Source organism: Roseibium sp. RKSG952 (genome assembly GCF_009711355.1).
This window is the reverse complement of sequence record NZ_SMMF01000953.1, coordinates 86,723-95,537: the sequence shown is the minus strand read 5'-3', so window position 1 is coordinate 95,537 and position 8,815 is coordinate 86,723. Positions and strand designations below refer to the sequence as shown.

At 56.4% G+C, this 8,815-nt stretch carries 13 protein-coding genes and 1 pseudogene; 8 read left to right on the top strand and 6 right to left on the bottom strand.

Features of this window, described 5'->3' with window-relative positions:
• From E1297_RS51375 to E1297_RS35240, 4 genes and pseudogenes are all read left to right on the top strand, one after another.
• Positions 1-88: pseudogene (locus E1297_RS51375) on the top strand (RidA family protein); the annotation flags it as partial.
• A 23-nt stretch (positions 89-111) separates the two neighbouring features.
• Positions 112-855 (top strand): glycerophosphodiester phosphodiesterase family protein, encoded by a 744-nt coding sequence (locus E1297_RS35250; RefSeq protein WP_209016195.1) that lies wholly within the window; start codon positions 112-114, stop codon positions 853-855.
• A gap of 45 nt (positions 856-900) precedes the next feature.
• A complete protein-coding gene (locus tag E1297_RS35245; RefSeq protein ID WP_155146451.1) occupies positions 901-2,088 on the top strand; it encodes a GNAT family N-acetyltransferase in 1,188 nt (395 codons plus the stop codon).
• Positions 2,085-2,378 carry a 4a-hydroxytetrahydrobiopterin dehydratase gene (locus tag E1297_RS35240; protein ID WP_155146448.1) on the top strand — a complete coding sequence of 98 codons (294 nt, stop codon included), beginning with the start codon at positions 2,085-2,087 and terminating at the stop codon, positions 2,376-2,378. The genes E1297_RS35245 and E1297_RS35240 overlap by 4 nt, the downstream gene beginning before the upstream one ends.
• On the opposite strand, the gene E1297_RS35235 is transcribed toward E1297_RS35240, so the two are convergent.
• From E1297_RS35235 to E1297_RS35220, 4 genes are all read right to left on the bottom strand, one after another.
• Positions 2,375-2,680, bottom strand: coding sequence for a hypothetical protein (locus E1297_RS35235; protein WP_155146446.1), 306 nt, complete (start codon positions 2,678-2,680; stop codon positions 2,375-2,377). The genes E1297_RS35240 and E1297_RS35235 overlap by 4 nt on opposite strands.
• Before the next feature lie 71 nt (positions 2,681-2,751).
• The gene (locus tag E1297_RS35230; protein ID WP_155146444.1) at positions 2,752-3,099 is read right to left on the bottom strand and encodes a hypothetical protein; all 348 of its coding nucleotides are present in this window, start codon (positions 3,097-3,099) and stop codon (positions 2,752-2,754) included.
• Between the two features lie 11 nt (positions 3,100-3,110).
• Entirely contained in the window at positions 3,111-3,356 is a 246-nt protein-coding gene (locus tag E1297_RS35225; RefSeq protein ID WP_155146442.1) for a glycine zipper 2TM domain-containing protein, read from the bottom strand.
• A 102-nt stretch (positions 3,357-3,458) separates the two neighbouring features.
• A complete protein-coding gene (locus E1297_RS35220; protein ID WP_155146440.1) occupies positions 3,459-3,944 on the bottom strand; it encodes a peroxiredoxin in 486 nt (161 codons plus the stop codon).
• Positions 3,945-4,043: 99 nt separating this feature from the next.
• Here E1297_RS35220 and E1297_RS35215 point away from each other — a divergent pair, with 99 nt between their 5' ends.
• The 4 genes from E1297_RS35215 to E1297_RS35200 all read left to right on the top strand — a co-directional run bounded on the left by E1297_RS35215 (position 4,044) and on the right by E1297_RS35200 (position 6,740).
• The gene (locus tag E1297_RS35215) at positions 4,044-5,255 is read left to right on the top strand and encodes an NAD(P)/FAD-dependent oxidoreductase (protein ID WP_155146438.1); all 1,212 of its coding nucleotides are present in this window, start codon (positions 4,044-4,046) and stop codon (positions 5,253-5,255) included.
• Entirely contained in the window at positions 5,252-5,812 is a 561-nt protein-coding gene (gene rsmD / locus E1297_RS35210) for a 16S rRNA (guanine(966)-N(2))-methyltransferase RsmD (protein ID WP_368669795.1), read from the top strand. Before E1297_RS35215 ends, rsmD begins: the two co-directional genes overlap by 4 nt.
• A gap of 88 nt (positions 5,813-5,900) precedes the next feature.
• The gene (locus E1297_RS35205) at positions 5,901-6,536 is read left to right on the top strand and encodes an HAD family phosphatase (RefSeq protein ID WP_155146436.1); all 636 of its coding nucleotides are present in this window, start codon (positions 5,901-5,903) and stop codon (positions 6,534-6,536) included.
• 24 nt (positions 6,537-6,560) lie between these two features.
• Positions 6,561-6,740, top strand: coding sequence for a hypothetical protein (locus E1297_RS35200; RefSeq protein ID WP_155146433.1), 180 nt, complete (start codon positions 6,561-6,563; stop codon positions 6,738-6,740).
• On the opposite strand, the gene map is transcribed toward E1297_RS35200, so the two are convergent.
• Together map and E1297_RS35190 are read right to left on the bottom strand one after the other, a co-directional pair.
• On the bottom strand, positions 6,728-7,540 hold the full coding sequence (map, locus tag E1297_RS35195) for a type I methionyl aminopeptidase (RefSeq protein WP_155146431.1): 813 nt from the start codon (positions 7,538-7,540) through the stop codon (positions 6,728-6,730). The two genes, E1297_RS35200 and map, sit on opposite strands and share 13 nt — an antisense overlap.
• Positions 7,541-7,711: 171 nt before the next feature.
• On the bottom strand, positions 7,712-8,551 hold the full coding sequence (locus E1297_RS35190) for a hypothetical protein (protein ID WP_155146429.1): 840 nt from the start codon (positions 8,549-8,551) through the stop codon (positions 7,712-7,714).
• Positions 8,552-8,815 lie beyond the last annotated feature (264 nt).

The window sequence follows — 8,815 nt, the reverse complement described above, 5'->3', positions numbered from 1 at the left end:
AGGCCGCCATTCACGCTCTGCCGTCAGCGCAGCGTCTCTGCCTCTGGGTGTTGCGGTTGAGATCGAAGGTATCTTCGAAGTCCAATGACGCCGAGCCTGCCAAAAGAATTCATGCAACGCCCGATCGCGCATCGGGCGTTGCATGACAAAGCGGACAAACGCCCGGAAAACAGTCTCGCAGCCGTACAAGCGGCGATGGATGCCGGGTATGGGGTCGAGATTGATCTGCAGCTCACCTCTGATGGCCGAGCGATGGTGTTCCACGACTACGACATGACCCGTTTGACCGGACAATCAGGACCGATCCGGCAGATCTCATCGGACGAGGCCGCGGCTGTGACGTTGCTGCATTCCGATGATGAAAGCATTCCGTCGTTGCAGGACGTGCTGGAACTGATTGATGGCAAAGTGCCCTTGTTGATCGAATTCAAGGATCAAGACGGGGCGATGGGCAAAGGCATCGGGCCGTTGGAACAGGACGCGATCCGTGCGCTTGAAGGCTATGATGGCCCATTGGCGTTGATGTCATTCAATCCCAACAGCGTAGCTGAATTGGCGCGTTTGGCACCGCATGTACCCCGGGGTATCGTCACCAGTTCCTATGACCCGAAGGAGTGGTTGCTGCCTGCGGACATCTGCGACCAATTGCGGGATATTCCAGATTTCGACCGTGTTGGCGCAAGCTTCATCAGCCATGAAGTGCATGACCTGGACCGGCCCCGCGTTGCCGAACTGAAGGCGCAAGGTGTGCCCATCCTGTGCTGGACCGTCCGCTCTGTAGAACAAGAGGCCGAAGCGCGCAAGGTTGCCGACAATGTGACCTTCGAAGGGTATTTGGCCGCGCATTCGGGTTGAACCTGCCCTTCGCTGTCACAGATAATGGTGAAGCGCGGAGGGTATATGGATCAGGCACAAATTGAAGCTCAGGTTCTCGGATCGCTCTCGCAGATTTCTGCTGCGGACTGGGATAGTTGTGCCTGCCCGGAAACAGCTGATGGTGGTCGCCCGCTTGACCCGTTCACCACGCATCGATTCCTGCTGGCGCTTGAGGAAAGCGGATCGGTTGGTCGGGGAACAGGGTGGCAGCCGCAATATCTGACCGCGTATCTGGACGGTTTGCTGATCGCTGCGGCACCGCTCTATGCCAAGTCACACAGTCAGGGTGAATACATCTTTGACCACAGCTGGGCGCATGCTTACGAGAGCGCAGGCGGGCGCTATTATCCCAAATTGCAGATTGCTGTTCCGTTTACACCAGCCACGGGCAGACGTTTTCTGGTTCGCCCCGGATATGAGGCGATCGGCATGTCCGCTCTGGTTCAGGGCGCCGTACAGCTAGCCGCTGACAACCGCGTATCTTCGCTGCACGCCACTTTCTGTACCGAGGCCGAGGCCCACGCGGGGGCCGAAATGGGGCTGCTGACCCGCAGTTCACAGCAGTTTCACTGGCTCAACGACACCTATTCGGATTTCGATGGCTTTCTGGCCGCGCTGTCTTCGCGCAAGCGCAAGAATATTCGCAAAGAACGTGCACAGGCGTGTGATTTTGGTGGGGAAATCCGCACCCTGACCGGGTCTGATATTCAACCCGAACATTGGGATACCTTCTGGCAGTTCTATCAGGATACCGGTGCGCGCAAATGGGGATCACCTTATCTGACGCGTCAGTTCTTTGATATTGCGCATGAAACCATGGTTGATGACATGGCATTGGTGCTTGCGGAGCGCGACGGCTATGCGGTGGCCGGTGCGCTGAACTTCATCGGGCGCGAAACGCTCTATGGCCGCTATTGGGGCTGCACCGAACACCATCCCTGTCTGCATTTCGAATTGTGCTACTATAGGGCGATCGACTTTGCCATTGCCCATGGCCTGGCCCGGGTCGAGGCCGGTGCGCAGGGCGAGCACAAGCTTGCGCGAGGGTATCTTCCTGTGCGTACGCATAGCCTGCATTGGATCGGTGATCCGGGTTTTGCCGACGCGGTGTCGAAATATCTTGATGCCGAGGGCCGTGCAGTGGGAGAAGAGATCGAGATTCTGACGGATTATGGCCCGTTCAGAAAGTCGAACCCGGAGGAACAGCAATGACGGAACTTTTGTCGACCGAGACCCGCGGCCCGCTGCTGGATCCGCTATTCAAAAACGGCTGGACCATGGTTGAAGACCGGGACGCGATCACCAAGACCTTCATTTTCGAAGATTTCGTCCATGCCTTCGGCTGGATGACACAGGTGGCGATTTTCGCGGAAAAGTGGAACCACCACCCCGAATGGTCGAATGTCTATCGTACGGTCGAAGTTGTGTTGTCGACACATGACGTGGGTGGCCTGTCCTCGCTGGACGCCAAGCTGGCGCGCAAGATGGACAGTCTCTGTTAACGATTACCCGATCCCACACCACCTGCCAGAGAGGCGGCGACACCCATCTGCTCGAATTCAGCAGGTGTGACGGTTCCGGTGCTGACATCGATATTGCCCGGGATCCTCGTTGTCCGATTACCAACTGATCGAACACTGCGTGCGGTCGGATTGATATCCAGGCACCGGGTGTTGTAGCAGGTCAAACCGCTGGTATTGATCTGAATACGCGCCTGACCGTCTGCCCCGGTTACGACGGGCGCTTGCGGAACATCACATGCGGCAAGCAGGCTCAGAACGCCCAGATAAACCCATTTGTTCATTGCACGCTCCTGTTTTGCGATGCTCTGCCCGGTACATTCCGGGGCAGAGCGTTAATCTAATCCGCTGATGTTCAGTCCAGCAGGCCGTTTCCGTCCTGATCGGCATTGATAAAGTCTTCGTTCATCTGCGTATCGTACTCGGCACGGGATATAGCGTTATCCTCGTCCCGGTCGGCCTTTTGAAATTGCTTGATGTCAAGAAACGGCTTGGCTTCGTCCAGCCCTAGCGTGCCGTTCTTGTCTTCATCCATTTCCTGAAAGGCATAATCGGAAAAGGCGTTGAACTCGTCCTTTGACAGAAAGCCGTCATTGTTCGAGTCGATCGCGTTCAGTTCCTTTTCATTCAGTTCAGCGACGCTTTCGGCTGAAGCTGCACTGGCCATCATCACAGCCGCAATTACGAAAATTCCACGTTTCATTCCGGCTCTCCTCAGCATGAGTATCTCTGACCTTCGAACCCACCTGCAGCGGCACCTGCCGCGGTCAGAATGGTTTTGCCCGAACCGCCCCCAAATTGGTTGCCGATCACGCCGCCGATCAATGCGCCACCCAGCGTACCGCCGAGGCAGGCAATCTCGTGCTGTCGTGCAGCCTGCTGTTGCGGGGTTGGGGCTGGGCCACAAGCGGCCAATGCACCGGCAGTGCCCAAGGCAAGAGTGATTAATTTAAGTTTCATCAATGAACTCCCCAGTTGTATGCTCAAGTATTTGCACATCGGGGCGTTGCAGGCCAAGTTAAATACTATTGGTTGGCCCCGGGGCTGCCGGGGCCAATGAAATCAGATTGCTTCCAGCAACCCTTCCCCCGCCGAGATTTCGCAGGCACCGGGATTTTCCTCAAGGTTCAGCGCGACAACTTTGCCGTCATCAACCAGCATCGCATACCGTTTGGATCGTGCTATCAGCCCGGCTGGCGGCGCATCGAAATCCATGCCGATGGCCTTGGTGAATTCAGATGCTGCGTCGGCAAGCATGGTCAGGCCCGCGTCAGTTGCACCAGTTGCCTCACCCCAGGCTTTCATGACAAACGGGTCATTGACCGAGACGCAGATGATCTCGTCCACACCCTTGGCATCGAACTGATCTTTGGTGCGCATGAAGCTGGGCACATGCGCGGAATGACAGGTTGGCGTAAACGCGCCAGGAACGGCAAAGATCACCACCTTGCGCCCATTGAGCTTGCTGGAGATACGTACCTCCTCAGGCCCTTCGGCACCTATCTGTGTCAATGTCGCATCTGGCAAAGTATCACCGGCTGAAATCATCTTATTACTCCTGTCGATTGGATTTGCAGAGTCAGTCCTAAGCGCAATATAGGGGTGCAGGTGGATGAAACCACGGGAATTCGACAGGGCGGGAGAAACATGAGCCATATTGTCGTAATTGGTGCCGGACAAGCGGGTTCTTCGCTTGTTGCCAGGCTTCGCAAGGACGGGTTTGAAGGGGACATCACTTTGATAGGTGCCGAGCCGCATCTGCCCTATCAGCGACCGCCTTTGTCCAAAGCTTACCTTTTGGGAGAAATGGAGCTTGAGCGACTGTTTCTGCGGCCCGAGAGTTTTTATTCCGAAAACAACATCACGCTGCGTCTAGGTCAGCGGGTTACAGGTATCGATCCTCAGGCCAAAACAGTGACCCTGGGTGACGAAGCCATCTCGTATGACGAGCTTGCATTGACCACAGGTTCTGATCCGCGTCGTCTTCCTGCTGCGATTGGTGGCGATCTCGAAGGCGTTCATGTCGTGCGTGATCTCGCACATGTTGACGATATGGGGCCATGGGTGACCGAAGGTTCTAAAGCTCTGATCGTGGGCGGCGGTTACATCGGGCTCGAGGCTGCTGCAGTTTGCGCCAAACGCGGCGTCAAGGTCACTCTCGTTGAGATGGCAGATCGCATCCTGCAGCGCGTAGCGGCCCCTGAAACCAGCGACTATTTCCGGGCACTGCACAACGAATACGGCGCCGATATCCGTGAAGGGGTCGGGCTGGACCGTCTGGTGGGCGAGAACAGCAAGGTTACCGGGGCAATTCTGACCGACGGGGCCGAGCTGGACGTTGATTTCGTCATCGTGGGTGTGGGCATTGCCCCGTCGACCGAATTGGCTGAGATGGCAGGGCTTGAGCTGGACAACGGCATCAAGACGGATGCCCATGGCCGCACCTCTGACCCATCGATCTGGGCGGCGGGCGATTGCGCGTCGTTCCTGCATCAGGGCGAGCGTATCCGGCTCGAAAGTGTGCCGAACGCAATCGACCAGTCCGAGATCGTTGCGCAGAACATGCTGGGCGCTGCCAAGGATTATGTCGCGACGCCATGGTTCTGGTCGGATCAGTATGATGTCAAACTGCAGATTGCAGGCCTCAATACCGGTTATGACCGCGTTGTGACGCGTCAGGGCGAAGGTCAGACAGTTTCCTTCTGGTACTATAAGGGTGATCAGTTGATTGCGGTCGATGCAATGAACGACCCGCGCGCCTACATGGTCGGAAAACGTCTGATCGACTCGGGTAAAACCGCTGATCCGGCTGTTGTTGCCGACCCGAGCGCGGATCTGAAGCCGCTTCTCAAGGCGTGAGGATCATCGCCGGAGATTTCCGGGGCCGCGCTTTGGCGTCGGTCGGCAAAGGGGATGCGGGCGCACATCTGCGCCCGACCACCGACCGGGTTCGCGAGAGCCTGTTCAATGTCCTGAGCCATCAGATCGACTTTGGCGATCTGCGTGTACTCGACCTGTTTGCCGGAACCGGCGCACTGGGGCTTGAGGCGCTGTCACGTGGTGCGGCGCATGTCACATTTGTGGATGATGGTCGCGTGGCGCAGGGACTTATCCGCAAGAACATCGAACTGACCCGAAGTGCGGACAGTACAGATCTAATCCGCCGGGATGCAACGCGTCTGGGGCAAAACCCAAACGCGGCTTATGACCTGATCTTTCTGGATCCGCCCTATGGCAAGTCGCTTGGGCAAAAGGCGATAGCAGCGGCAATCGCCGGGGGCTGGTTGGCCGAAGGCGCCCTTCTGGTGTGGGAGGAAAACGCTCCGATGGCGGCTCCGGACGGGTTTGAACTGCAGGACGCACGAAAATACGGCGATACCCATATCTCTTTGGTGTGGCGCAGTGTTTCAGGCTGAAACAGGCGAGGCAGGTTAATGCCGAATGCCGATTTGCATGTGTTCCACGTCCCGGCTACGCCGGGTCCGTAAACGGGCGGAGGTTCACATGCACGATCTGGTCATCTTTGATTGCGATGGCGTTCTGGTAGACAGCGAAGTTGTCTCGAACCAGGTTCTGGTCAGCAATCTGGCCCGGTATGGTCTGAACCTGACGCTACAGGAATGCATGTCTTTGTTTGTCGGAGGCACCATGGTTGGGGTCCGGGACAAGGCACGGGATTTGGGCGCTGTATTGCCGGATAACTGGATCGACGAAGTATATGCCGAAACCTATGATCGGTTGCGATTGGGTGTGCCGCTGGTCGCCGGGGTGTCTCAGCTTCTGGACCGCCTTGATCAGCAGGATATTCCTTATTGTGTCGCTTCGAACGGCAGTCCGGACAAAATGCAGATCACTCTGGGCCAGAACGGTTTATGGGACCGATTCAAGGACGTGATGTATTCCGCGCATGTATTAGGAACTGGCAAACCTGACCCAGCGATGTTTCTGAAGGCAGCCGAACACTTTGGATCAGCCCGCCCGGTTGTCATCGAAGACAGCGAGAATGGTGTCACCGCAGCTATCCGGGCCCAGATGCGATGCCTCGGATTTGCCGCCCATGACGACGGCGCGCGCCTCGCGGCCCTGGGTGCTGAAGTTTTTGGTGATATGGCGGAGGTGCCAGCGCTTTTGGGAATATGACCGGGACATGTTACTATCTGACTCATGGATCGTGCCATAGCCCCATCATACTGGGCTTTCGCTCAGGATACGGACACAGCCACCGGCCCACCGCCAAAACCCATGCGCGCGCCGGTGTTCATCCACGATGCGGTGACACCATGGGGGGCTGAGACGATGTTGCTGAAGCTCTGGCGCGAGCAGTCTGCCGATCAGGAAGAATAGGTCGGATGGAACTTGCCGCCGGGTGAAAGCGTAAAGATCTCAACCCCATCTGCCGTCACACCTACAGAATGCTCGAACTGTGCCGACAGCGATTTGTCGCGGGTCACGGCGGTCCAGTCATCGGCCAGAGTTTTGGTTTCCGGGCGGCCCAGATTCACCATTGGTTCGATGGTAAAGAACATGCCTTCTTCCAGAACCGCACCAGTACCGGGGCGGCCATAATGCAGCACATTCGGCGGTGCGTGGAACACGCGACCCAGACCGTGACCGCAGAAGTCGCGGACAACACTCATCCTGTGTGCTTCGACATAAGCCTGAATGGCGTGGCCGATATCACCGAACGTGTTGCCCGGCTTGACCGTCTCGATGCCTTTGAACAGTGCGTCGTGAGTCACCTGAATCAAGCGCTCGGCTTTGCGCGGCAGTTTGCCGGCAACATACATGCGCGAGGTGTCGCCGAACCAGCCATCAACGATGACGGTGACGTCGATGTTCAGGATATCGCCATCCTTCAGCCGCTTGTCGCCGGGAATGCCGTGGCAGACCACGTGATTCACACTGATACAGCTGGCGTGCTGATAACCCTTGTAGCCAATGGTCGCCGATGTCGCGCCTGCATCCTCAACCATCTGCGTGATGAGCCCGTCAATCGCGCCCGTGGTCTGGCCGGGAAAGACATGGTCGGCAATATCGTCGAGTATCCGCGCGGCCAAGGCCCCTGCCGCGTGCATGCCGACAAAGTCACCCTGTTCATAGATGCGGATGCCGTCCTTGGTCAGGCGGCCACGATGTTCTTTCATCGACGCTAAGCTCCAAATGTTGCGCGCAGCACTTCTTTTACGCTGCTTGTGCAGAAAGTACCAGAGGGTGTGCGAGTTCTTGAGATCGAACAAATGGCGTCGAAACACAATTGTTCAAGTGAATTTCCAAGAGGTGGTCGGAGACGTAGGCGGCAGCTACCGAACTACTGGTCAGGAATCGCTTTCACCTTCTGCACTGCTCTCATAGATGATCACTCCCTTGCCGGGCGCATAGTTAGAAGGGGCTTTGGGCAGGTTTTCAACGATTGGGGTCAGATCAAATGCTGAAAAAAATGCCTCAAGCTCTTCGTTTGATGCGTCAGATACAACCGTAATCTCCACCTGCCCATCCATGTAGATTGATAGGTGTTGGTAGTCGGTCGGCGTATAGTCTCGTGTCACCATACTGTATGAGAATTGCGGATGCTTGCGGACGAGGACCCCGTCGATTTCAGCAAAGGGCTTAGTCGTCTTTCTCAGACGGAACTTTTCGCCATCTCTGGCGGCATGCAGCCCCTCTCGGTAGATCTTGATAGCAAGTGCAATGGTCTTGTCGCCTTGGCGATAGACACGGACGGCACCCGACTTGGCCTGTTTGGTGACCCGGTTCAGATCTGACCACAGATCGTGTTCGCTCGTTGTGCCAATTCTACCGTTTGTCTTCGGCTGGCCCAGCATTGGTTCGAGTGCTTCGATACTGAATCCAGTCACCGTCCAGCCTGGTTGAGTTGCCGGAAAAACTTCGGACGGATCAAAGGGCAGAGACAGGAATATACCATCTCTTATATTGACGATGAGATGCGAGAGGGACCCAAGGCCTCCGCACCGGCGTCTGCACCCATCCTCGCGACTTTTCTCATATTCGGCTGCGCCCTCATCCAACTGAGCGTTCAGGGCGTCGCGGGCAGCCGTACGGCGATCATCCGTCATGTATGTGTCGAATGCCATCAATGCGGCACCAATCATCAATATGGCCCCAAGCGTGAAGACAACCCCAGCCAGTATTCTCATTTCTCTGCCTCACCCATTGGTAACACTTACACGCGCAGCCACCGTATAATTTTATCAGGGAAATTGAGGCGATTTCATGATCTTGCGCACCGATTTGGAGATAAAAATCATTTGGGTGTGGAGGAAGTTAAGTCGAAAATTTCTGCTGGCTAACCCAAACTCCTTCCGGTGATATCCGTGTCCCATAGATCAATCGCTCCACGCCTTTTGCCTGCGCTTCTTCAAATGCAGCTGCATAGGCCGGGTCGATATCCGCTGCCAAAG

Excerpts from the sequence above, each read along its gene's own strand:
- E1297_RS35235 (WP_155146446.1), bottom strand. The coding sequence starts at position 2,680 with ATGAACAAATGGGTTTATCTGGGCGTTCTGAGCCTGCTTGCCGCATGT.
- E1297_RS35230 (WP_155146444.1), bottom strand. The coding sequence starts at position 3,099 with ATGAAACGTGGAATTTTCGTAATTGCGGCTGTGATGATGGCCAGTGCA.
- E1297_RS35220 (WP_155146440.1), bottom strand. The coding sequence starts at position 3,944 with ATGATTTCAGCCGGTGATACTTTGCCAGATGCGACATTGACACAGATA.
- E1297_RS35225 (WP_155146442.1), bottom strand. The coding sequence starts at position 3,356 with ATGAAACTTAAATTAATCACTCTTGCCTTGGGCACTGCCGGTGCATTG.
- E1297_RS35245 (WP_155146451.1), top strand. The coding sequence starts at position 901 with ATGGATCAGGCACAAATTGAAGCTCAGGTTCTCGGATCGCTCTCGCAG.
- map (WP_155146431.1), bottom strand. The coding sequence starts at position 7,540 with ATGAAAGAACATCGTGGCCGCCTGACCAAGGACGGCATCCGCATCTAT.
- E1297_RS35200 (WP_155146433.1), top strand. The coding sequence starts at position 6,561 with ATGGATCGTGCCATAGCCCCATCATACTGGGCTTTCGCTCAGGATACG.
- E1297_RS35190 (WP_155146429.1), bottom strand. The coding sequence starts at position 8,551 with ATGAGAATACTGGCTGGGGTTGTCTTCACGCTTGGGGCCATATTGATG.
- E1297_RS35215 (WP_155146438.1), top strand. The coding sequence starts at position 4,044 with ATGAGCCATATTGTCGTAATTGGTGCCGGACAAGCGGGTTCTTCGCTT.
- E1297_RS35250 (WP_209016195.1), top strand. The coding sequence starts at position 112 with ATGCAACGCCCGATCGCGCATCGGGCGTTGCATGACAAAGCGGACAAA.
- E1297_RS35205 (WP_155146436.1), top strand. The coding sequence starts at position 5,901 with ATGCACGATCTGGTCATCTTTGATTGCGATGGCGTTCTGGTAGACAGC.
- E1297_RS35240 (WP_155146448.1), top strand. The coding sequence starts at position 2,085 with ATGACGGAACTTTTGTCGACCGAGACCCGCGGCCCGCTGCTGGATCCG.